A 21,395-nucleotide genomic window follows, 5' to 3' on the forward strand; every position below is an offset into this window, starting at 1 on the left:
GAAGGGTTGGCTCTCGGGTGCGGACGCCCGACGGGACCGCGGCGCGCGCGGGAAGCCGCCGTTCAGCGCACCGTCCGCACCGGCAGCACCCCGAGCGCGCCGACGAGGGAGACGGCCGCGGCGACCGGGAACAGCGCCTCGTAGCCGCCCGCGGCGACGATCCATCCGGCGAGGGTGGGGGCGAGGATCTGCGGTCCGGCGTTGGCGATGTTGATGACGCCCATGTCCTTGCCCGCGTCGGCCGTGCGCGGCAGCACCTTGGTGATCAGCGCCATGTCGACGGCCATGTACACCCCGAACGCCAGGCCGCCGAAGATGTTGTACGCGAGCATGCCGCCCTCCGTCGGCCACACCATCGGCAGGACCAGGGCGAGCGCCGCCGCGATCCCGGAGGTGAGGACGAAGGGCTTCACCCTGCCGACCCGGTCGGCGAGCGGGCCCACGACGAGGGCGGCGACGACGGTGCACACCGCGTTGACGATCATCAGGAAGCCCTGGGTCGGCAGCAGTTCCTGCGGCGGGATCTCGATGTGCTCCGCGAGCAGGTACATGTTGTACGTGAGCACGATCATGTAGCCGAGCATCACTCCGAGCCGTGACAGGAAGGCCCAGCCGAAGTCGGGGTGCCCCTTGGGACTGACCCAGAAGTTGGCGAGGAACCCCTTGAGGGAGAACCGTTGCCTCGGCAGGGAGCGCGCGTCCCGGTCGGGTGAGACGACCACGAACACCAACGCCGCGACCACGACCACCACCGCGATCAGGTAGTAGCCGTTCTCGCCCGCGAACCGGCCGCCGAAGCCGCCGACGACTCCGTCCAGGCCGAACCTCTCGCCGGGCACACCGCCGACGACCAGCGCGGCGACGATCGTGCCGAGGGGCACACCGAGCCCGACCAGCGCGGAGAAGGTGCCGTACCGGCGAGCCGGCACGCGGTCGGGCAGCGCGGCGGTCAGGGCGGCCTGATAGCCGTTCATGATGAACTGCACGACGCCCCAGCTCATCCCGAGCATGGCGATGCTCGCCGCGTGGGCCTGCATGACCAGTGCGAGCGCACCGAGCGCCGCGCAGAACAGGATCCACGGGGCGCGGCGCCCGAAGCGGGACCGGGTGCGGTCGGAGAGCTGGCCGAAGACCGGGTTGCCGACGGTCGCGAGGACGGCGCCGATGGTGCTGGCCGTGGACAGGGCGGCGGTGTCGTTGGTGCCGGTGATCCGGGCGACCTGCAGCGGGAGCAGGAAGCTGCCCACCCCCATCCACAGGAGGTACAGCGCGACGTTGGCCATCGGCAGCGTGAGGTAGAGGGGACGGAGCCCGGAGCGGCCGGCGGGTGCGTCGTCGGGGCCGGCCGCGTGGTCAGACACGGCTGGCGCCGGCATGTTTTCAGGAAGTGAACGAGTCATGTGAGGCCCCTAGGGAGGCGATGCCGGAGAAACGGGACGCGGGTGGGGCTCGCGTTGGGCAGGAGCGTAGGTGACACGTGTAAGCATGACTAGATGTCGCGCACCGCGCGATAGTTTCGTTACTTGGCGGCGAGAGGCCCGGCGAAGGCGACTGCTACTTCCTGGGTTTGAGAAGTTGAAGGCCGAGACCTGCGAACTGCGCGGCGGATCAGGCCGATTCGCGCACGACGAGTGTCGTGCGGAGCATGTCGTGCGTCTCCGGCGGCGTGCCGGGCGCGCCGATCAGCCGGTCGAGCAACCCGGCGATCTCCCGTGGCGGCAGGTAGTCCATCCGCACCGTCGTGAGCCGCGGCCTCAGCAGCCGTCCGATCAGCAGGTCGTCGGCACCGACGACCGCGACGTCCTCCGGCACCCTGCGCCCGGTGTCCTGCAGGGCACGTACGGCGAGGGCGGCGTACTCGTCGTTGTACGCGAACAGGCCGTCGGTCCCGGCCTCGGCGCACCGCTGCGCCCAGCCCCTGGCCGCGTCCTCGTCCATCGCGAGTTCCTGGCGTACGACGGTGACGGCGCCCTGCGCCCGCGCGGCCCGTTCGGCGCCCGCCAGCCGGGACTCGGCGAAGGCGCGCAGCGACGCGTCGGCCGGCACGAGGACACCCAGGGTGCGGCGGCCGGCTGCCCCGAGGTGCTCCACCGCGCGGAATCCGACCTGCTCCTGGTCGGTCACCAGGGCGTGCGCGCCCGGGACCGGCACCGGACCGGCACTGAGCACCACTTCGACGCCCGCCTTGTGCAGCACGGCGACGGCGTCCTCGTCCATGCTGTCGTCCATCAGCGACAGCACGGCGTCGGGCCGCAGCTCGGCCCAGCGCCGGCCGGCCCCCGCTCCCCTCGCGCCGGTCGGTCCGTAGAGGACGGCGGTGTGGCCCAGCTCCGCGAGGGCCTGCTGAAGGTCGGCGTAGGCCTGTGCGAACAGCGGCCCCACGGTCACCGCGGGTGCGGTGAGCAGCACGATCCCGCTGCGCCCGGCCCGCAGCGCCCGCGCCACCGCGTGCGGCACGTAGCCGAGCTGCCGGGCCGCTTCCCGCACCCTGTGCCGGGTGGCCTCACTGACCCGGCCGCCCTCGGTGTCGTTGAGGACGTAGGAGACGGTGGCCCGGGACACCCCCGCGGCGCGCGCGACATCACCACTGGTGGGCGGGGTGCCGGCGGCGCGGGGCGAGGATGCGGAGGCCATGCCGGTCATCATCGCAGACGAGGCGGCGCCGGACGCGGGACGGCGGGGCGGGCACGGGCGGGCGGGGCGGTCTCGCCCTCACGGGCCGAGCGGACCGGTCGAACGGACCGGGCGCCACCGTCAGGCCGAGAGGTTCCTCGGCACGCGTGCCGGCGACGGGTCACCCGGCGGCGGCCAGACGGCGCAGGAGCTCCTCCTCCGAGACGTCTTCCACATGGGTCAGGAAGACCCACATGTGCCCCGAGGGGTCCCTGAGGACCACGGTGCGGTCCCCGTGGAACATGTCCGTCGGCGGCTGGAGGATCTCGGCACCCGCGGCCTCCGCACGTCGCGCCAGGCTGTCGACGTCCGACACGAAGACGTGCAGCGTCACCGACGTTCCCCCGCCGAGCGCGGCCGGTGAGCGGAAGTCACCGAACTCCGATCCGTCCGCACCGGCGTCTCCCAGCATCATGGACGAGCGTCCCACGGTGATCTCGGCATGAAGGACGCCGCCGCCGGGAGCCTCGATCCGGAATTCCTCATGGGCGTCGAACGCCTGCTTGTAGAAGTCGATCGCGGCGGCCGCGTCGTCGACCATGATGTGCGGGATCACGGCATAGCGGTAGCGGTCGGGAATCTCGATGGGGGCGGTGCGCTCTGCCATGGCGTATCTCCTCGGACGGTGCCACGCGTCGGTTCCCGCGGCTCTGGAACGAACCTAGAAGCTCAAGTCCGCTCAAGGTCAAGCGGCCACCCCTGCGGGCGGGTTAGTGTGTGCGCCGAGAGTGACCGGGAGGAGCGGAGCATGGTCGGTCGTCAGAGCACGCGTTGACGTTCGAGGCCGTGAGCGGCCTGTCATCGCGTGCTGCTCGTACCACGCGGCACAGCGAGCCTTCCTCTCCCGCTGCCTGAAACGGCCGGCGTACCTGTCGTGCGCCGGCCGGCGGGTCTCGTCTTCGGTCCTCCGAGGGGTCCTCCGTGCCGTGCGCTTCCTCCACCTCACCCGATTCCGGTCGGTCTCCCGCGTCACGTCTGTGGCGGGACGGCGACTTCCGCATGCTCTGGCTCGGCCAGACCTCCTCCCAGCTGGGTGAGCACGCGACGCTGGTGGTTCTGCCGCTCTTCGCCGTCCTGACGCTCGATGCCGGTGCCGGCCAGTTGGGCGTCCTGCGCGCGGTGGGGCAGGCGCCGATCCTGCTGCTGTCGCTCTTCGCGGGCGCGTGCGTGGACAGGTGGCGGGCCCGCACGGTGATGGTCCTGACGGACGCGGGCCGGGCGCTGGCGCTGGGCGCGGCCGCCGTGGGCGGCCTCCTCGGCGCGCTCGGTCTGCCGGCGCTGCTCGTGGTGGCCTTCGCCGTCGGGGCTCTCTCCGTGTTCTTCGACGTGGCGTACCAGGCGTCGCTGGTCCGGCTGGTGCGGCGCGATCAGCTGGTGCGCGGCAACAGCGCGCTGGAGGGCAGCCGGTCCGCCGCGCAGACCGGCGGTCCCGCCCTCGGCGGCGCGTTGGTGTCCGCGCTGTCGGCGCCGGTCGCCGCCGCTTCCGGCGCCGTCTTCTTCGCGCTGTCGTTCCTGTCGATCCGGCGGATCGGCCGCCACGAATCCGTCCCGGTGCGCCCGGAAGGTCCTCCTCGGGTCCGGCGGCGCATCGGTGAGGGCCTCCGCTTTGTCGCGGGCGACACCTGGCTGCGGGCCGTCTGCCTGGCGTCGGCCGCGTTCCAGCTCTTCTTCTCGGCCGTGATGACCGTCTATCTCCTGCACCTGCCGAGGGAACTGCACCTGTCGGGCACCGCCATGGGCCTGGCACTCGCGGCGACGGGGCCGGGCGCGCTGTTGGGGTCACTGCTGGCCGCCCGGCTGCCCGGCCGTTTCGGGCACGGCGCCGTCCTCGTGTCCGCGGCGGCGATCGGTGACGGCGTCTTCCTGCTCGTGCCCGCGCTGCACGGCGGTTCCGCCCTGACGGTTCCTGCGCTCATCGCGGTCAACTTGGTGTTCGGGGCGTTCAGTCAGCTGGTGAACGTCACGGTCATGGCCGTGCGGCAGGCCGTCACGCCGGACGGGATGCAGGGACGGGCCGCCGCGACGATCACCTTCGTCGGCATGGGGCTGATCCCGCTCGGGTCGCTGCTCGGCGGCTGTCTCGCCGAGGCGTGGGGGACGCGCACCGGCCTGCTGGCCGCCGCGGCCGGCATGCTGCTGTCGCCGGCGCTGATGGCCCTGTCCCCACTGGCCCGCGTGGGACGGGCGCTTCCCGTCCCGTCCAAGGCCCCGGAGCCGTCGCGAGGGGGCGCCTAGGATCGCTTCGGACGAGGGGGAGGGACCGCACGTGACAACGACTGTGTTTCGTATCGCCGGGGACCTGGAGGTGCGGAGGCTCGGGTTCGGGGCCATGCACCTGCCGACGGAGCCCGGCCCCGCCCGTGCGGCCTCCGTGGCGGTGGCCCGGCGGGCCGTCGAGTTGGGTGTCACGCTGATCGACACCGCGTACTTGTACGGCGGGGGCGCCAACGAGGAACTGCTGGCCGAGGCTCTGTACCCCTACGCGGACGGGCTGTTCGTCACCACCAAGGTCGGTGTCGCCCGTTCGGGGCCGTCGGGCGAGTGGAGGCTCGACGGGCGGCCGTCCGTGCTGCGGGAGCAGGTCGAGCGGGCGCTGCGCCGACTGCGCGTCGAGCGGATCGAGCTCCTTCAGTTGCACCGCGTCGATCCCGAAACGCCGCTCGCCGATCAGCTCGGGACGCTGCGGGACCTGCGGGCCGAAGGCAAGATCGGGCGGATCGGGCTGTCCGAGGTCACGGTCGACGAACTCGACCGGGCCCGCCGGATCGTCGACGTCGCCAGTGTGCAGAACCGCTACAACCTGCTGGACCGTGAGCACGAGCCCGTACTCGCGGCCTGCGAGGCGGCGGGGATCGCCTTCCTGCCGTGGCGCCCCGTCGCCTGGGGAGACGCGGGAAGCAGGGCCGAGGTCGCCGCCGTGGCCGCCGAGACCGGTGCCACCCCCACGCAGGTCGCGCTCGCCTGGCTCCTCGGCCGCTCCCCGGTCGTCCTCCCCATTCCCGGCACCGCCCGGATCGACCACCTCGAGGAGAACCTCGCCGCCGGACGTCTCCACCTGACACCGGCTCACCGCACGCGGCTGGACCGACTGGCGGAGGCCTCCGCCTAGGACGGGTTTCGTGACGTTTCGCACAGACTCGCTCCACGGGGTCAACCCCCTCATGCCGTGGGCGACTTGGACACTGTGTCACGCGTCACCCGGCCGGTATACCGGAGCAAAACGGACATGTCCTGAGTTCAACAATGGCCGGTTCGCACTTCGTACAGAACACTCATAAACGCTTCCAGTACGACAGTTCGGACCAAAGAGAGCATGCTCGGACATGACCCACTGCCCCGAAACGCCTGAAGTACCGATACGCCCCTACACGGTCAGCGCCGCCGAAGTCGTCCCCGGCGATCTGCTCGCCCTGTCCCCCGAGGACGCGGCCGAGAACCGGTGGTACGTGGTCACTCACACCCAGCCCGCCTCCCCGGAGGTGATCCTGGTCGCGCTGCGACCGCCGCTGGGCGGGGTGGACCACGAGGAGGAGCTGCGGCGCGAGCAGCGGGTGAGCGTCGCCGGGCGGCGGCTCGACGTGTCCGCGGTGCCGCTGGTGAGCTCGCCCGCCCTCGACGACGTCGCATTCCACGACGGGGACCGGCTGACCCGCCTCCGCGCCGTCGATCCGGGGGCCCGGCAGGCGACGTACGTCCGCCGCTGGGGCGCCTGGCACCGGGACACGGAACCGGACTCGGACGGCGGCGTGACCGACGCCGACGTACGACGGTGGGCCGCCGGGGCCGACCGGGAGGGCGACGTCGTACGGCACGAGCCGCGCCCCGCACGGGAGGCCCAGGCGGCCGGCGGGCGGCGCGTCGTCGTCACCGGGCTCGGCGCCGTCACCCCGCTGGGCGTCGGCACGGGCGAGTTGTGGCACGGGCTGCTCGAAGGACGGCACGGCATACGGGAGTTGGCGGACGAGGAGTTCGACGGGCTGCCGGTGCGGATCGCCGGGACCGTGCCGGTGGACCCGGCCGGGCTGCTGCCCCGGCAGGCGGCGCGCCGGATGAACCGCGCCGCCCAGTTCGCCGTGCTGGCCGCGCGCGAGGCCTGGGCCGACGCCGGTTACCAGGACGGCGGTACCCGCGAGAGCGGGCTCGACCCGGAGCGGGTCGGAGTGAGCCTCGGCGCCATCCTCGGGGACGCGTCGGTGCTCGTCGGCGGGGACCGGAAGCTGCGTGAGAAGGGGCCGCGCGGCGTCTCCCCGCTCACCACGCCCATGACGGTCCCCTCGCAGGCGGCCTCTCAGGTCTCGCTCGACCTGCACATCACCGGCGAGGCGCGCACCGTCACCAGCGCGTGCGCCTCCGGCACCGAGGCGATCGGGCAGGCCGTCGACCGCATCCGGTACGGCCGGGTCGACGTGGCCCTCGCAGGCGGCGCCGAGGCGGTGGTCACACCGGCGATCATGGCGTCCTTCGCCGCCATGCGGGCGCTGGCCGAGGGTGACCCGTCGGCGGGTACGCCCTCGCACCCGTTCGCCAAGGACCGTGACGGCTTCGTCAACGCGGAGGGGGCCGGAATACTCGTCCTGGAGTCCGAGGAGCACGCCCGTGCCCGCGGGGCGCGCATCTACTGCGAGGCGGCCGGCTGGGGACTGTCCGCCGACGCCCACCACGTCGCGGCGCCGGATCCGTCCGGCGACGGCATCGCGCTCGCGCTGCGGCGGGCGGTACGGGACGCCGGGGCCCGCATCGAGGACGTCGTCCACGTCAACGCGCACGCCACGGCCACGGTCGACGGCGATCTCGCCGAGGCACGGGGCGTACGCGGCGTGCTGGGGCGACGCGAGGTGCCGGTCACGGCGCTCAAGGGCCACCTGGGACACCTCCAGGGCGCCGCGGGCGGGGTCGAGGCCGTCGCCGCGGTGCTCACGCTGCACCACGGGGTGGTGCCTCCCACGGTCGGCTGCGCCGAGCTCGACGACGCGGTCGATCTCGACCTCGTACGCGGCGGACCGCGGACCCTGCCGGGCGCGGGCGACCTCGTGCTGAGCAACTCCTTCGGCTTCGGCGGACACAACGCGGTGCTGGCTCTGCGCCGGGTGGGCCGACCGGCGGAGTAGGGAAGGGACCGGGCCCCTCCCCCTCCTACGCCGGAGCGTGCAGGTGTGTCAGGTCGAGGCCGGTCGGCGGTGGCAGTGCCGCCCGTCCGGGGCCGGCGCGGAACGCGTCGAGGAGCAGGCCTACGAGCCGCCTGGACGCGGCCTCGGGGTCGGGGGTCCGGGACAGCGCACTGTTGGCGAGCAGCAGCACGGTGATGTCGGACGGGTGGAAGTCCGGCCGCAGCTTCCCGGCCCCCTGCGCCCGGCGCACGAGGGTCGCGAAGCCGCGCTCCCCGTCCAGGCGGCGGCGCGAATGGTCCGCGGCCCGCTCCGGGAAGGCGCCCAGGAAGGCGGTGGTGAAGCCCCGCTCAGCGGCCTGCAGGGCGCAGATCTTCTCGATCACGTGGCAGAAGCCGCGCCACGGGTCGGGGTCGTCCAGCGCCTCGTCCAGTGCGGCGGTGCAGGCCTCGACCTGCTCGGCGAACACCTCCCGGACCAGGTCGTCGCGGGTCGGGAAGCGCCGGTAGAGCGTGGCGACGCCCACGTTCGCCCTGCGGGCGATGACCGACATCGGCACGTCCACGCCGTCCCGGGTGAAGACCTCCTGGGCGGCTTCGAGGATCTGTTGCCGGTTGCGCCGTGCGTCGGCGCGCAACCGAGAGGATTTCCCGTCGATCCCTCTCACCTCCGGCACAAGTGGACGCCACCCTCCACTTGGCATCGTACGTTCGACGGCGAGAGCCATGACGAACGAGGTGCAGACAGTGTCCGAGATGATGCGAGCCGTGATGTACGACCGCTTCGGCGGCCCCGAGGTGCTCTACGTGGGAAAGGCGCCGAAGCCCGTGCCGGGACCCGGAGAGGTCCTGGTACGGGTCCGGGCGACCAGCGTCAACGGTGGTGAGCTGCTGGCCCGCGCGGGGCGGGTGCGCCTGGTGACGGGACGGAAGTTCCCCCAGCGGACGGGGCTCGACTTCGCCGGGGAGGTCGTGGCGCTCGGCGCGGCCGTCACCGGGCCCGCCGTGGGCGACCGCGTGTGGGGCGTCATGCCCCGTGCCTCCGGCTTCGGCAGCGCGGCCGAGTACGTGGCCGTCCGCCCTCGTCAGCTGGGCCGGGTCCCGAAGGGGCTCGACCTGGTCGAGGCGGCGGCGCTGCCCGCGGGCACCACGGCGATCACGGCGCTGCGCGACAAGGCACGGCTGCGCCCCGGCGAGCGCCTTCTCGTGCGCGGCGCCGCGGGCGGCGTCGGTCATGTCGCCGTTCAGCTGGGCAAGGCGATGGGGGCGCACGTGACCGGGCTGGCCCGCGCGGACAACCTCGCTCTCGTCCGCGACCTCGGCGCCGACGAGGTCCACGACTACCGTGCCACCGGCCCGGCCGGCCTCGGCGAGTACGACGTGGTTCTCGACACCGTGGGCAAGGACCTCGACGCCCACCGCCGGCTGCTCACTCCCGCGGGCCGCATGGTGTCCATCGCCTTCGACGTCGAGCGCCCGGTCGCCTCCCTCGGCTACCTCCTGGCCAGTGCCGTGCACGGCCGCCGCCGGGTGCGCTTCTTCAGCGGCAACCCGAGGACCGCGCTCTTCAACGACCTCGCGGCCCACGTGGCGGACGGCGCGGTCCGCCCGGTCGTGGACACCGTGTTCCCGCTCGAGGAGATCGGGGCGGCCCACCGGGCGCTGGAAGCGGGAGGCGTGCGGGGCAAGTTCGTCGTGCGGATCGACTGACGGGTCACGCCGATCTGAGGAGGTTGTTGTAGAGGCGTCTGAGGTGTTTGGCCACCGGGCACCTCGCGCCGTCCGCCTCGCACTGACGGCAGGTCCGAAGGTGGGTCTCGTAGTCCTCGCGCGCCTGCCCGAGACGGTCGTACGACGGATTCATCGGCTTCTTTCTGTGTTGGTACGCGCACTCAGAGTCACGAGCGCACGGAAACGGGGAGCCGCCTCGACGGGTTCTGTGAGGGGCGGAGACCAACTGTGATCTTGTTACTTGCAGTACAGCAAGCCGAGCCGAGCATCGTGCCCGCGCGGACCGTCCGGCGGTGCCCCGGAAGCAGGCCGTTCGCGCAGCGGAGTGCGGAAGGCGGCGCCGTTCACCTCGTGGCCGTTCGTCCGTCGTCGGCGGGTGGCCGGCGCGACGCCGGACCTCCGCCTGGCTTCGTGAGCATGTCACGCATCGCTCCCCGACGAAGGAGACCGTTCGTGCACGCGTTCCTGAAACGCCGTTCCGGTGCCGTCGCGGTGGCGGCGACCCTGGTGTTCGCCGCCGCTGTCGCGGCCGTTCCCCCGGCGGGTGCGGCGGCGGGGGCCGCCCCGCCCGAGGTCGCCCCGCGCGCCGAGACCGACGCGATGTTCGACGACGACGAGGGCCGCAACGCCGACGCCGACGACCCGGCGATCTGGCGCAACGCCGCCGACCCGGACGCCAGTCTCGTCATCGCCACGGCGAAGGAGGGCGGCCTCAGGGTCTACGACCTCGACGCACGGGAGGTGCAGTCGATCCCCGCGCCGGCGGCACCCGGTCCGGACCACGCTCCGGGCCGCTTCAACAACGTCGACCTGGTGCACGGCGTGCCCCTGGGCTCCGGCACCGCGGACCTGGCCGTCGTCAGCGACCGCGGCAGCGACAAGCTGCGCGTCTACCGCGTCGACGGGGACCGGTCCGACGCCCCGCTCACCGATGTCACGGACGCCTCCGCGCCGTGGATCTTCTCCGGCTCCCAGGAGGAGGTCGACGGGGAGAGCACCGCGTACGGCCTGGCCACGTACACCGACTCCGCGACCGGCAGGTCGTACGCCGTCGTCAGCCAGAACGCGACCACCCGTGTCGCGCTGCTGGAGCTGACCGCGGCCCCCGGCGGCAAGGTGTCCTACCGGAAGGTCCGCACCCTGGACCTGCCCGCCGCGTTCACGATGCCCGACGGCACCCGGTGGACCCCCTGCGGGGAGCCCGGGGAGGGGCCGCAGGTCGAGGGCATGGTCGTCGACCCGGAGACGGGAACGCTCTTCGCCGGGCAGGAGGACGTCGGCATCTGGCGCATGCGGGCCGACCTGCGGGGCCGGCCGGTCCTCCAGGACGAGGTCCGCGAGTACGGCGTCCCCGCCCGGTACGACGCACCGTCCGACGCGTGTGTGGCGGGCGAGGACCCCGGCTTCGGGGGTGAGCGCGTGTCCGCGGACGTCGAGGGCCTGACCCTGCTGAAGCAGGAGGACGGGGACGGCTACCTGCTCGCCTCCAGCCAGGGCGACGACACCTTCGTCGCCTACGACCGCGAACGGTCCGACGGCTACGAGTACGAGGGCGGCTTCCGGGTGACCGCCGCGTCCGGGGCGCTGGACGGCTCCGAGGAGTGCGACGGCGCGGACGTCCTCGCCGAGCCGCTCGGCGCCAGGTACCCGAACGGCCTGCTCGTCGTCCAGGACGGCCACATGGCTCCTCAGGACGGCGACCGGGAGGCCACGGGCTTCAAGTTCGTCGATCTCGCCGACGTCCTGGAGGCCCTCGACGACTGACGGGTGTGCGGCGGCCCGGAGCAGGACCTACGGGCCCTGCCCGGGCCGCCCGTTACGTACCCTTGCCGCATGCGCATGCGCCCCACTCTGAGCTGGACCCCCGCCGAGGACCTGCCGCCGGGCACCACGGATCTGCGGCCGGTCGCCGACGCCGTGGGAGCCGGCGGGGTGCTCGTGCTGAGCGGTGCCGGCATCTCGACGGAGTCAGGCATTCCCGACTACCGGGGCGAGGGCGGGAGCCTGAGCCGGCACACTCCGATGACGTACCAGGACTTCACCGCCCATCCCCTGGCCCGGCGCCGGTACTGGGCACGCAGCCACCTAGGCTGGCGCACCTTCGGCCGCGCCCGGCCCAACGCCGGGCACCGCGCCGTGGCCGCGTTCGGACGGCGGGGCCTGCTCTCGGGCGTGATCACCCAGAACGTCGACGGCCTGCACCAGGCAGCCGGCAGTGAGGACGTCGTGGAACTCCACGGCAGCCTGGACCGCGTCGTCTGCCTGACCTGCGGCACCTTCAGCCCGCGCCGTGAACTCGCCCGCCGGCTCGAGGAGGCCAATCCGGGCTTCGACCCGGTGGCCGCGGGCATCAACCCGGACGGTGACGCCGACCTCACCGACGAACAGGTCGGGGACTTCCGGGTGATGCCCTGCGCGGTCTGCGGCGGCGTCCTCAAACCGGACGTCGTCTTCTTCGGCGAGAACGTCCCGCCGGGGCGCGTCGAGCACTGCCGGACGCTGGTGCGGGAGGCGGCCTCGCTGCTGGTCCTGGGCTCGTCGCTGACGGTGATGTCCGGGCTGCGCTTCGTCCGTCAGGCGGCCGAGGCCGGGAAGCCGGTGCTGATCGTCAACCGCGACCCGACCCGGGGTGACCGGCACGCCCTCGCCCGGGTCTCGGTCCCCCTGGGAGCGGCCCTCACCACCGTGGCGGACCGGCTGGGCATCCCGGCCGACGGCGACGGACCCGGCCGTCAGCCGGCTGCCCCGCCCGCGCCGTAGCCCCTGCCCGGTTCAGGCGTCCCGGGCCGGGACCACATCCGTGTGCAGCAGGTGGTGGTCGGAGTACGTGGTGGGGTGCACGTGCTGTTCGACCGAGCCGACACCGCGCAGGAAGACGTAGTCGAACCGGCTGTTCCAGTCGGTGGTCGGCTCGCAGGCGGCGGCGGGAGACGGGCGGCACTCGGCGTCCGAGCCGGCGGCCAGTGCCCACAGCGGGGAGAGTTCGGAGGCGTCCGGCACCGCGTTGAAGTCGCCCAGTACGATCGCGCGGTCGTGGCGCTCGACGGCCGCGGCGAGCACCCCGGTCTGGTGTGCCCGGACCGGCTGCTGACGCCGGTGGGCGAGGTGGGTGTTGAAGACCCGCACCGGGTGGCCGCCCACCACGGTGGTGACCGCCATGTACCCGCGGTCCTCGGAACCGCCGTCGGGATACTCCACGCTGACGCGGTCGGTCATCGGTGCCGCGGACAGGATCGCCTGCCCGAACGCTCCCGGATTCCACGGCGTTCCTCCGCAACGGCTGCGCTTGCGCAGGACGGTCCCGTACTCGACGTGGTACGCCAGCCCGTAGAGGCTCCGCAGGTAGGCCCGGATCTGCTCGACGTCGCGCACGCACGCTTCCTGGAGGCCGATGACCTGCGGCGCGTAGGTGGCGATGTCCGCCGCCCGGTCGACGTTGCTGACCTCGCAGGGGTTGCAGATGTTCCACGTCATGACCCGGTTCGGTACGACCTCCTCGGCGGCGTCGTCGGGCAGCTCTCTGCCCAGGAGGGCGCCGACCGGTGCGCTGGGACCGAGCAGCACGAGACAGGCCACGGTCATGACGCCCGCGAGCAACCGCGTCCCCCTTGCGAACACCGCCGCCCCTTCCCTTCACCGTGGCACCACGCATGGCATCCGACGTCTGCACGCAGGAGACTACGGGAACGGGGCGGCGGCATCCCGGGGAGGGCGCGGAACGGCCGTGCGCCGGCCCTCGCCTCACCGGTCCGTCGGTGTTACGGCCGGCCGTCGAGCCAACTCAGCTTGTGCGCGTAGAGCACGCGCTGGCAGTAGTCGGTGCCCGCCGGGTCGCCGGGGCCCGGGTCGGCCGTGCAGTCGGCCGCCACTCCGGGGCGGTGCTCGGAGACGGACCACAGGCGTCCCGTGCCGCGCTCGACGTACAGGTCCTCGGCGCCGCGGGCGGTCTTGACGGCCTGGCCGTCCTGGACCAACTGCCCGTTGTCCCACCTGTAGCGCCACAGGTTGCCCGGCTCGTCCGTGCCCGCGGACTGGTTCACGTACAGCGTCCCGTCGTACGCCGCCGCGCCCTGCGCGCCGCCGCTGGTCATCGGCAGGTAGTTGGCCCAGCCCTGCGCGGGGACGTCGGCCGAGCGTCCGGCCAGGTCGGCGACCGGGTAGGAGGTGATGCGCCCGGTGGACGGGTAGCCGCTCTGCGGACGGCAGTACTCGCCCATGAGCAGCCGGTCCGGGACCGTGCTGCGGTCCAGGGAGATGTGCGAGGCCTTCGGAGCGCCGGTGGAGACACAGGCGTAGGAGCCCTTGGGGTTGCTCTGGGTGGCCTTGAACCTCCACGCGGCCACCTGCGGCATGACGTAGCGGTAACCGAAGCTGTACCAGACGTTGTTGTGCCGGCCGGCCTTCGTCTTGTCCCGCACGTCGGCGGTGGTCTGCACGCCGTCGGTGTCGGAGCCCATCGGGTCGTTGGTGCTCGCGTCGCCGTCCGGGTTGAGGTCCATGATGTAGCGCATGTCGAAGACGCGCAGGCCGTTACGGGTGTCGGCGAGGTAGAGGTAGTTGCCGTACCAGACGATCCCGCCGGCGTGGACGCCCTTCTGGATCGGGTACTCGGAGGCGTGCAGTCCGTCGAAGGAGATGTGGTCGGCCGAGTTCACGTACGTCCATCCCAGCAGGACGTGCCGGTACTTGATCTCCGGGCTGCCGGTGGCCGGGTTGGTGCGGCTCTGTACGAAGGTGACGCGGACGCCCTTCTGGTTGCAGGCGTCGTTGTCCTCCAGTTCGCCCGCGGTGCAGTCGCCGCCCGGGTCGGGGTCGTTCTCCCGGCCCGGGTCCCAGCCGTCGTAGGAGGCGTACAGCTGGATGTTCCCGGCGTCGCCCCACAGCTCGTTGTCCTTGGCGTCGGAGACGCCCGTGAAGCCCTGCGGTACCCATTCGCGTGAGACGGAGTCGTCGTTCTGCAGGCAGTACTTGAGATCGGGGTCCGGTGCGGTGCCGAACGGGTCGCGCGAGCACCACGGCCGGGCGTCGCGGTTCGCGCCGGCCAGCAGGTTCCGCACGCCCGTCTTGGGCAGCACCGAGTCGAGGCGGGTGACCCGCCGCGTGGTCTCGGCGTTCATCGCGCCGGGCGACAGCGTGAAGTCGCCGGGCGAGGCCGCGCCGCCGGGGCCGGTCCAGTCCCGGGCCAGGCTCGGCGAGGGGGTGCCCTCGGTCGCGCGGGGCTCCTGGATCCAGGAGTCCGGCACGTCCGGCGGGAGGTCGTCGGCGTGACCGGGCACCGCGAGGCCGGTGAATGCGAGCGTGGCCGCGGCGGCGGACGTGAGCCAGACACGGCGTATTCGACTTCTCAGCATGTGGGGGAGCCTCCGTCGCTCGTTCGACGCTCGATTCGAACGGAGGCTCCCAAAACACTTGTGCGAGCGCAACGCTGATTACGCGTCAGCGAGGCCGGAACCCGTGGCGACGGCACGGCTCCTCGCGGCGGCTCGACGTGGGGGGGCGACGTGGGGCGGCCGTGCCCGGCGCCCGGCCGGGCGTCACGCGCCGCTGATCAGCGGAGCTCGACGGGGTCGAGGGCGAGGGCGGCGAACGTCGCCAGCCAGTGGTCGGTGGTGAAGTCGCCGCGCTCCACCGCGGGCAGGCCCGCCGCGAGGTGGGCGTCGGCCGCCTCGTCCAGGCGGCCGCGGGCGGGCCCGTCGGGCAGGGCGTCGGCAAGGGAGCGCAGGGCGGCGGCCCTGCTGAGGGTCAGGCCCAGCAGGTGGCCGATCTGCGGGTCGGCGTGGTCGGAGACCACGGGCACGTCCAGCGGCGGGCAGGGGGCGCCGGAGCGCAGCGCGGGCAGGAAGCGGTCGAGCCAAGCCGCGAACCCGTCCTTCGGCAGCACCCGGCGCATGGCATCGGCCTCGCTCAGCGCCGGGGACAGGAAGTCCTGACCGGACGGTTCCCAGTGCGCGGGCGCGTCGTGGTCGTCGGCGAACCAGGCGAGGAGGCGTTCACGCACGGCACGCCCGGTCGCCGGCGACAGCTCTCCCGAGTCGAGCGCGAGGCCCAGCGCGAAGGCGCTGTTGGGGTGGTTGCCGTGGCGCACGGGGTAGGTGGCCTTGGGCAGCCAGTCGGCCAGCAACTCGTCGACGGCGGCGACGGCCGGCTCGAGCGCCTCGGCCCAGCGGGCGCCGGACTCGTCCTGGAGGGCCCGGCACTCCGCCGCGAGGACGAGCAGCCACGCCCAGCCGTAGGGCCGCTCGAAGGACGGGCGGTCGCGGAGGTAGGAGGCTTCGGCGGCGGCGTTGTCGCGGGTGAGGTGCCGGTCGAGTACGGCGACGGCCTGCGCGGTGTCCGGCAGTGCGGGTGTGCCGCCGTGGCGGCGCAGCAGGCGGACGAGCAGCCAGTGCATGTGGACCGAGGAGTGCCAGTCGTAGGCGCCGTAGAAGGCCGGGTGCAGTGAGCGGGGGGCGAGGCGCTCGTCGGGCGAGGTGATCAGGTGGGCGGGGAAGTTGGGGTACTCGCGGGTGATGTTGGCGAGGGCGAGCCGGGCGAAGGGCGCGGCGTGGGTGCTCAGCGGCATCAGTGGGTGGCTCCTTCGGTGACCTTGAGGTCCTGCCCCGCCGGGGTGCGGGCGGCGGTGGACAGGAGGGCGCGCAGGCCGTGGGCGACGGTGGCGGGCGGCAGGGACGGCGCGGTGCCGTCGGTTACCTGTTCCGGCGCCCAGGGCACGTGGACGAATCCGCCCCGTACGTGCGGGAACTCGGTGGCTATGAGGTGGCCGAGGCCGTAGGCCACGTGGTTGCAGACGAAGGTGCCGGCCGTGTGGGAGACGGCGGCGGGGACGCCGGCCTCCCGCATCGCGGCGACGCAGGCCTTGACGGGGAGGGTGGAGAAGTAGGCGGCCGGGCCGCCCTGGACAACGGGTTCGTCGACGGGTTGCCGGCCCGCGTTGTCGGGGATGCGCGCGTCGTCGACGTTGAGGCCGACGCGTTCGACGGTGACGCCGGGGCGTCCGCCCGCCTGGCCCAGGCAGAGCACCAGGCCGGGAGTGTGGGCGCGGACGGCGTCGCGCAGGACGTCGAGGGAATCGCCGAAGACGCAGGGCAGTTCGGCGGCCCTGACGTCGAGCCCGGCGGGCGGTTCGGCGGCCACCAGGGACGCCGCCTGCCAGGACGGGTTCACGCTCTCCCCGCCGAAGGGGGCGAAGCCGGTGATGAGGACACGGGTCATGGATGTTCCTTGGCTCAGAAGGCGAAGAGGGCCATGATCACGGTGCAGCACCCGAGCAGCGCGATGCCCGTCGGCAGCTGTGCCTTGATCGGCCCGTACTGGTCCTTCAGTTCGAGCAGGGTGGCCGGGACGATGTTGAAGTTGGCGGCCATCGGGGTGCACAGCGTGCCGGCGAAACCGGCCAGCATGCCGATCGCGAGGACGGCGGGCTCGTTGCCGTGCATCTGCTGGATGAGGATGGGCCAGCCGATCGCCGCGGTCATCACGGGGAACGCGGCGAAGGCGTTGCCCATGATCACCGTGAACAGGAACATGCCGACGCAGTACGCGATCACCGCGAGGTACTTGGAGTCCTCGGGCAGGACGTCGTTGACGATCCTGCCGACCTGGTCGCCCACGCCCGCGGCGGCGAAGATCGAGCCGAGCACGGCCAGGAGCTGGGGCAGCAGCAGGGCGGAGCCCATCGCCTCCAGCATGGAGCGGCCGGAGTGGAGCGGGACGGTCACCTTCTTCTCGCCGGTGATCAGCATGCCGACGACGAGCGCGGCGACGCAGCCGACGCCGAGCCCGAGGAGCGTGGCCTTGCCCGACTCGAACAGGCCGGACTCGTCCAGCACGGAGGCGCAGACGATGGCGACGAGCGGGATGGTCAGCGCGGGAATGAAGATCTTGTTGCCGAGCCGGGCGGCGGACGCCTCGCGCTGTTCGCCGGTGGTGGTGACCGGGACGCCCTTGCCGAGGAAGTTGAACCCGGCGAGCACGATCAGGGTCAGGACGGCGACACCGAGCGGTTCGGCGGGCAGGGTCCAGCCGCCGCCCGCGGCCGTGGCGTTCGCCACTCCCGTGCCGTAGGGGAAGGTGAGTCCGAGCAGGCCCCAGAACGCGGCGGACGTCCAGCGCTTGGGGTTGCTGCGGTCGGTGGCCATCTGGACGGCCATGACGACGAAGACCAGGCCTATCAGCCAGTACAGCCATTCGACTTTGATCACTTGTCGGCCCCCTCGGGAAGCGGCAGGTCGTGCTCGGCGGCGGCGACGGCCATCTCGCGCTCCAGCTGCTTGTCCATGAGCAGCAGCCGGGCACCGTGGATGACGAAGGCGCAGACCGCGAGCGGGATCGCCCACAGGGCCAGCTGGGTCGGTTCGATGTGCTGGTGGTACGTGGAGTTCACGAAGCCGGTGATCAGCAGGATGGAACCGATGGCGATGAAGCAGTCCTCGCCGAAGAAGACGCCGACGGTGTCGGCCGACGCGGAGTAGGAGCGCACCTTCTCGCGCAGCCGGCCGGGCAGCTTCGCGCCCGTGGAGCGTTCGGCGGCCGCCTCGGCCATGGGTGCCACGAGGGGGCGTACGGTCTGCGCCGGGCCGCCGATGCTGTTCAGGCCGAAGGCCGCGGTGACCTGCCGGACCAGCAGGTAGACGGTGAGGAAGCGGCCGGCGCTGAGCTTTCCGAGGCGGGCGATCAGATTGCGGGCCTGCTCGCGCAGGCCGTAGCGCTCCAGCAGGCCGATCACCGGGAGCACGATGGCATAGACGGTGACCGAGCGGCTGTCGGCGAAGGACCGGCCGAAGGCCGCGAGGACCTCCAGCGGGTTCATCTTGCCGAGCAGTCCGGTGACGATACCGGCGACGCCCACCACGAGGACGGGGTTGCGGCGCGTGACGAATCCGAGGATCACCACGACCACACCGAGTAGAACGATCATTCGGTGGCCTTCTTCAGGCATGAGGGGGCAGGGCGCGCATCCGAGACAAACGGAACCGACGCTTCATCGGTCCGGACCATAGCCCCAGATACGTGGCAGATGCACGGACACTAGCGATCGTTCAACGATCTAACAAGAGTCGACCAGCCATCGATCTCTTGTCGGATCGTTCAACGATCGTCTAGGTTCGAAGTGTGATCGACCTCAACGCAGATCTCGGTGAGGGCTTCGGCCGCTGGACCCTCACCGACGACGACGCCCTCCTGTCCGTCGTCACCAGCGCCAACGTCGCCTGCGGCTTCCACGCCGGCGACCCCTCGGTGATGCGCCGCGTCTGCGACCTCGCCGCCGAACGCGGGGTACGGATCGGAGCCCAGGTCTCCTACCGCGACCTGGCCGGCTTCGGACGGCGCGCCATGGACGTGCCCGCCGGGGAACTGGCGGCCGAGGTGGCGTACCAGATCGGCGCGCTCCGCGTCTTCGCCGAGGCCGCGGGGGCCCAGGTGGCGTACGTGAAGCCGCACGGCGCGCTCTACAACCGCACCGTCCACGACGCCGACCAGGCCCGCGCCGTCGTGGCCGGCGTACGGCTCGCGGGCGGCGCGCTGCCCGTGCTCGGCCTCCCCGGCTCGCTGCTGCTCACCGCCGCCGCGGAGGCCGGGCTCACGGGTGTGCCCGAGGCTTTCGCGGACCGGGCCTACACCCCGCGCGGCACCCTCGTGCCCCGGCGCGAGCCGGACGCGGTGGTGACGGACGAGGACGCCGTGGTCCGGCGGGCGCTCGCGTTCGCGGTGCACGGCTCGGTGGAGGCCGTGGACGGCACGACCGTGGAGGTCGCCCCCCGGTCGCTGTGCGTGCACGGCGACACTCCGGGGGCCGCGAGGATCGCGGCGCGGGTCCGCGAGGAGCTGGAGGCGTCCGGGGTCGCGATCGGGGCCTTCGCGTGACGCGGAGCCCGGCCCTCACGACCCGTCCCGTCGGCCGGCACGCGCTCCTCGTCGAACTGCCCGACGCCGAACGCACCGCCGCCTTCCACGCCGAGGTGCTGCGCCGCCGGGCCACCGGGACGCTGCCGCCCGTCGAGGAGGTCGTGCCGGGAGCGAGGACCGTGCTGCTGGACGGCGTCCGGGACCCGGAGGCACTGGCCCGGGTGCTCGGCGGCTGGGAGGTGCCGCCGGCCGCCGACGACCACGGGGACGTCGTGGAGATCCCGGTGCGCTACGACGGACCGGACCTCGCCGACGTGGCGGCCCTGTGGGGAGTCGCTCCGGAAGAGGTCGCCGCACTCCACACCGCCCACGCCTACCGCGTCGCGTTCTGCGGCTTCGCCCCCGGCTTCGGCTACCTCACCGGGCTGCCCGAGGAGCTGCACGTGCCCCGCCGGGCCACGCCCAGGACCCGGGTGCCGGCCGGTGCGGTCGCCCTCGCCGGGCCCTACAGCGCCGTCTACCCCCGCGCCACACCGGGCGGCTGGCAGCTGATCGGCACCATGCCCGACCCCGGACCGCTGTGGGACCCGGCGCGGGAGCGGGCGGCGCTGCTCGCGCCGGGGACGCGCGTCCGGTTCGTCACGGCGGACACCGCCCCCGAGGCGGTCGCGGCATGACGGCCGAAATCACGGTCGTGCGGGCCGGAGCGCTCACCACGGTGCAGGACGCGGGCCGGCCCGGCCATGCCCACCTGGGGGTACCCCGCTCCGGTGCTCTGGACGAGCCCGCGATGCGGCTCGCCAACCGGCTGCTCGGCAACGATCAGGACGCGGCCGTCCTGGAGACCACGCTGACCGGCTGCGCCCTGCGGCCCGATCACGCCGTCACCGTCGTGGTCGGCGGCGCGCACTGCGCCGTCACCGTGGACGGGCGCCCCGCGGCCTGGGGCGTCCCGGTGCGGGTGCCGGCCGGTGCGGTCCTGGACGTGGGGACGGCGACGGCGGGCGTCCGCTCGTACGTGGCGGTGGCGGGAGGCGTCACCGTCGAACCCGTCCTCGGCAGCCGCTCGACGGACCTCCTGTCGGGGCTGGGCCCACAGCCGCTGCGGGACGGCGCCCTCGTCCCGGTGGGCACCCCGGCCCCACCCGTCGCCGTACCCGTCGCCGCCCCCTGGCCCGCACCCCCCGCCGAGCTGGTCCTGCCGGTGCGGCTGGGGCCCCGCGCCGACTGGTTCTCCCCGGGCGCCCTGCGCGTCCTCACCTCGGCCGCCTACCGCGTCTCCCCGCACAGCAACCGCATCGGCCTGCGCACGGAGGGGCCTGCGCTCGAACGGGCGTCGGCGGGGGAACTGCCCAGCGAGGGCATGGTCCTGGGCGCGGTGCAGGTGCCGCCCGACGGACGTCCGGTGATCTTCCTGCACGACCACCCGACGACCGGGGGCTACCCCGTGGTCGCGGTCGTCGCGCAGGGTGCCCTCGCCGCGGCGGCCCAGGCCGTGGCCGGGACGCCGGTGCGCTTCACACTCGGCTGAGGGGCGGGCGAGCGCGCCGGGCGGTCCGTGTCCGGACAATGGGGTGAGGACGGCGAAGAACGCCGACCGTGCGGGAGGCCACCGTGGAGGCAGGACGACCATGACCGACGACCGGCCGGCCGACGGCACCCCCGCGGCCGACGAGGAGTCGCGCCGCCGGCTCACCGAGCAGGCAGCGGTACTCCGCCGTCAAATCGCCGCGGCCCCGTCGCGGGACGAGGCGTTGCGGGCCGACTGCCTGTTGGACGCGGCGGACGCCGGCGCGGCGGCCGAGGCGCTGGACCGGCACCGCAGGGAGACGGGCGACGCGCGCGATCTGCTGGCCCGCACGGAGGAGGCCTTGGCCCGCCTGGACACCGGCGGCTTCGGGCGCTGCGCGCGGTGCGGCGAGGCGATCGACCCCGAGCGCCTGCACGCCTTCCCCCACCTCGAACGGTACCTGCGCTGCGAGGCGGAGGGCAGGGCGAGGTCCCGCTGATACGGCTCGTCGGCCAAGGGACGCGACGCGTA

General features: G+C 73.1%; 20 protein-coding genes. 10 read left to right on the forward strand and 10 right to left on the reverse strand.

The window, feature by feature from the left end; genetic code table 11:
- Positions 1 to 62 precede the first annotated feature (62 nt).
- The 3 genes from KUM03_RS22485 to KUM03_RS22495 form a co-directional block, all read right to left on the reverse strand.
- Positions 63 to 1,361 (reverse strand): MFS transporter, encoded by a 1,299-nt coding sequence (locus tag KUM03_RS22485; RefSeq protein ID WP_217251082.1) that lies wholly within the window; start codon positions 1,359 to 1,361, stop codon positions 63 to 65.
- Positions 1,362 to 1,608: 247 nt separating this feature from the next.
- Positions 1,609 to 2,634 carry a LacI family DNA-binding transcriptional regulator gene (locus KUM03_RS22490; RefSeq protein ID WP_217251083.1) on the reverse strand — a complete coding sequence of 342 codons (1,026 nt, stop codon included), beginning with the start codon at positions 2,632 to 2,634 and terminating at the stop codon, positions 1,609 to 1,611.
- Between the two features lie 160 nt (positions 2,635 to 2,794).
- Positions 2,795 to 3,280 (reverse strand): VOC family protein, encoded by a 486-nt coding sequence (locus KUM03_RS22495; RefSeq protein ID WP_217251084.1) that lies wholly within the window; start codon positions 3,278 to 3,280, stop codon positions 2,795 to 2,797.
- Between the two features lie 314 nt (positions 3,281 to 3,594).
- Here KUM03_RS22495 and KUM03_RS22500 point away from each other — a divergent pair, with 314 nt between their 5' ends.
- The 3 genes from KUM03_RS22500 (at position 3,595) to KUM03_RS22510 (ending at position 7,781) form a co-directional block, all read left to right on the forward strand.
- Positions 3,595 to 4,908: an MFS transporter gene (locus tag KUM03_RS22500; protein WP_308406387.1), complete on the forward strand. Its 1,314-nt coding sequence runs from the start codon at positions 3,595 to 3,597 to the stop codon at positions 4,906 to 4,908.
- A gap of 31 nt (positions 4,909 to 4,939) precedes the next feature.
- The gene (locus KUM03_RS22505) at positions 4,940 to 5,782 is read left to right on the forward strand and encodes an aldo/keto reductase (RefSeq protein WP_217251085.1); all 843 of its coding nucleotides are present in this window, start codon (positions 4,940 to 4,942) and stop codon (positions 5,780 to 5,782) included.
- 214 nt (positions 5,783 to 5,996) lie between these two features.
- The gene (locus tag KUM03_RS22510; protein ID WP_217251086.1) at positions 5,997 to 7,781 is read left to right on the forward strand and encodes a beta-ketoacyl synthase; all 1,785 of its coding nucleotides are present in this window, start codon (positions 5,997 to 5,999) and stop codon (positions 7,779 to 7,781) included.
- 25 nt (positions 7,782 to 7,806) lie between these two features.
- On the opposite strand, the gene KUM03_RS22515 is transcribed toward KUM03_RS22510, so the two are convergent.
- On the reverse strand, positions 7,807 to 8,415 hold the full coding sequence (locus KUM03_RS22515) for a TetR/AcrR family transcriptional regulator (protein WP_254399714.1): 609 nt from the start codon (positions 8,413 to 8,415) through the stop codon (positions 7,807 to 7,809).
- A gap of 88 nt (positions 8,416 to 8,503) precedes the next feature.
- On the opposite strand from KUM03_RS22515, the gene KUM03_RS22520 reads away from it, so the two are divergent.
- From KUM03_RS22520 to KUM03_RS22530, 3 genes are all read left to right on the forward strand, one after another.
- Positions 8,504 to 9,487 carry an NAD(P)-dependent alcohol dehydrogenase gene (locus KUM03_RS22520; RefSeq protein WP_254399715.1) on the forward strand — a complete coding sequence of 328 codons (984 nt, stop codon included), beginning with the start codon at positions 8,504 to 8,506 and terminating at the stop codon, positions 9,485 to 9,487.
- A gap of 474 nt (positions 9,488 to 9,961) precedes the next feature.
- Positions 9,962 to 11,272 carry a phytase gene (locus KUM03_RS22525; protein ID WP_217251088.1) on the forward strand — a complete coding sequence of 437 codons (1,311 nt, stop codon included), beginning with the start codon at positions 9,962 to 9,964 and terminating at the stop codon, positions 11,270 to 11,272.
- Positions 11,273 to 11,341: 69 nt separating this feature from the next.
- Positions 11,342 to 12,268, forward strand: coding sequence for an NAD-dependent protein deacetylase (locus KUM03_RS22530; protein ID WP_217251089.1), 927 nt, complete (start codon positions 11,342 to 11,344; stop codon positions 12,266 to 12,268).
- 12 nt (positions 12,269 to 12,280) lie between these two features.
- On the opposite strand, the gene KUM03_RS22535 is transcribed toward KUM03_RS22530, so the two are convergent.
- The 6 genes from KUM03_RS22535 to KUM03_RS22560 form a co-directional block, all read right to left on the reverse strand.
- Positions 12,281 to 13,090, reverse strand: a complete 810-nt coding sequence (locus KUM03_RS22535; protein ID WP_217251424.1) for an endonuclease/exonuclease/phosphatase family protein — start codon at positions 13,088 to 13,090, stop codon at positions 12,281 to 12,283.
- Positions 13,091 to 13,266: 176 nt separating this feature from the next.
- Positions 13,267 to 14,859 carry a hypothetical protein gene (locus KUM03_RS22540; RefSeq protein WP_217251090.1) on the reverse strand — a complete coding sequence of 531 codons (1,593 nt, stop codon included), beginning with the start codon at positions 14,857 to 14,859 and terminating at the stop codon, positions 13,267 to 13,269.
- A 197-nt stretch (positions 14,860 to 15,056) separates the two neighbouring features.
- Entirely contained in the window at positions 15,057 to 16,070 is a 1,014-nt protein-coding gene (locus tag KUM03_RS22545) for a DUF2891 domain-containing protein (protein ID WP_217251091.1), read from the reverse strand.
- Entirely contained in the window at positions 16,070 to 16,720 is a 651-nt protein-coding gene (pcp, locus tag KUM03_RS22550; RefSeq protein WP_217251092.1) for a pyroglutamyl-peptidase I, read from the reverse strand. Before pcp ends, KUM03_RS22545 begins: the two co-directional genes overlap by 1 nt.
- Before the next feature lie 14 nt (positions 16,721 to 16,734).
- Positions 16,735 to 17,709 (reverse strand): DUF979 domain-containing protein, encoded by a 975-nt coding sequence (locus KUM03_RS22555; RefSeq protein ID WP_217251093.1) that lies wholly within the window; start codon positions 17,707 to 17,709, stop codon positions 16,735 to 16,737.
- Positions 17,706 to 18,425: a DUF969 domain-containing protein gene (locus KUM03_RS22560; RefSeq protein WP_217251094.1), complete on the reverse strand. Its 720-nt coding sequence runs from the start codon at positions 18,423 to 18,425 to the stop codon at positions 17,706 to 17,708. Before KUM03_RS22560 ends, KUM03_RS22555 begins: the two co-directional genes overlap by 4 nt.
- A gap of 194 nt (positions 18,426 to 18,619) precedes the next feature.
- Between KUM03_RS22560 and KUM03_RS22565 the strand changes: the two genes are divergently transcribed.
- The 4 genes from KUM03_RS22565 to KUM03_RS22580 all read left to right on the forward strand — a co-directional run bounded on the left by KUM03_RS22565 (position 18,620) and on the right by KUM03_RS22580 (position 21,363).
- Complete coding sequence (locus tag KUM03_RS22565) at positions 18,620 to 19,372, forward strand: LamB/YcsF family protein (RefSeq protein ID WP_217251095.1); 753 nt, start codon at positions 18,620 to 18,622, stop codon at positions 19,370 to 19,372.
- Complete coding sequence (locus tag KUM03_RS22570; protein ID WP_308406389.1) at positions 19,369 to 20,031, forward strand: allophanate hydrolase subunit 1; 663 nt, start codon at positions 19,369 to 19,371, stop codon at positions 20,029 to 20,031. The genes KUM03_RS22565 and KUM03_RS22570 overlap by 4 nt, the downstream gene beginning before the upstream one ends.
- Entirely contained in the window at positions 20,028 to 20,885 is an 858-nt protein-coding gene (locus KUM03_RS22575; protein ID WP_217251097.1) for a biotin-dependent carboxyltransferase family protein, read from the forward strand. The genes KUM03_RS22570 and KUM03_RS22575 overlap by 4 nt, the downstream gene beginning before the upstream one ends.
- Before the next feature lie 100 nt (positions 20,886 to 20,985).
- A complete protein-coding gene (locus KUM03_RS22580) occupies positions 20,986 to 21,363 on the forward strand; it encodes a TraR/DksA C4-type zinc finger protein (RefSeq protein ID WP_217251098.1) in 378 nt (125 codons plus the stop codon).
- Positions 21,364 to 21,395 lie beyond the last annotated feature (32 nt).

It is taken from the genome of Streptomyces sp. AC602_WCS936, from assembly GCF_019049125.1.
Lineage (GTDB): Bacteria > Actinomycetota > Actinomycetes > Streptomycetales > Streptomycetaceae > Streptomyces.

Bases quoted from the DNA above. Each gene is read 5' to 3' on its own strand.
- KUM03_RS22540 (WP_217251090.1), bottom strand. From the start codon at position 14,859: ATGCTGAGAAGTCGAATACGCCGTGTCTGGCTCACGTCCGCCGCCGCG.
- KUM03_RS22520 (WP_254399715.1), top strand. From the start codon at position 8,504: ATGACGAACGAGGTGCAGACAGTGTCCGAGATGATGCGAGCCGTGATG.
- KUM03_RS22530 (WP_217251089.1), top strand. From the start codon at position 11,342: ATGCGCATGCGCCCCACTCTGAGCTGGACCCCCGCCGAGGACCTGCCG.
- KUM03_RS22495 (WP_217251084.1), bottom strand. From the start codon at position 3,280: ATGGCAGAGCGCACCGCCCCCATCGAGATTCCCGACCGCTACCGCTAT.
- KUM03_RS22580 (WP_217251098.1), top strand. From the start codon at position 20,986: ATGACCGACGACCGGCCGGCCGACGGCACCCCCGCGGCCGACGAGGAG.
- KUM03_RS22560 (WP_217251094.1), bottom strand. From the start codon at position 18,425: ATGATCGTTCTACTCGGTGTGGTCGTGGTGATCCTCGGATTCGTCACG.
- KUM03_RS22490 (WP_217251083.1), bottom strand. From the start codon at position 2,634: ATGGCCTCCGCATCCTCGCCCCGCGCCGCCGGCACCCCGCCCACCAGT.
- KUM03_RS22545 (WP_217251091.1), bottom strand. From the start codon at position 16,070: ATGCCGCTGAGCACCCACGCCGCGCCCTTCGCCCGGCTCGCCCTCGCC.
- KUM03_RS22535 (WP_217251424.1), bottom strand. From the start codon at position 13,090: ATGACCGTGGCCTGTCTCGTGCTGCTCGGTCCCAGCGCACCGGTCGGC.
- KUM03_RS22510 (WP_217251086.1), top strand. From the start codon at position 5,997: ATGACCCACTGCCCCGAAACGCCTGAAGTACCGATACGCCCCTACACG.
- KUM03_RS22575 (WP_217251097.1), top strand. From the start codon at position 20,028: ATGACGGCCGAAATCACGGTCGTGCGGGCCGGAGCGCTCACCACGGTG.
- pcp (WP_217251092.1), bottom strand. From the start codon at position 16,720: ATGACCCGTGTCCTCATCACCGGCTTCGCCCCCTTCGGCGGGGAGAGC.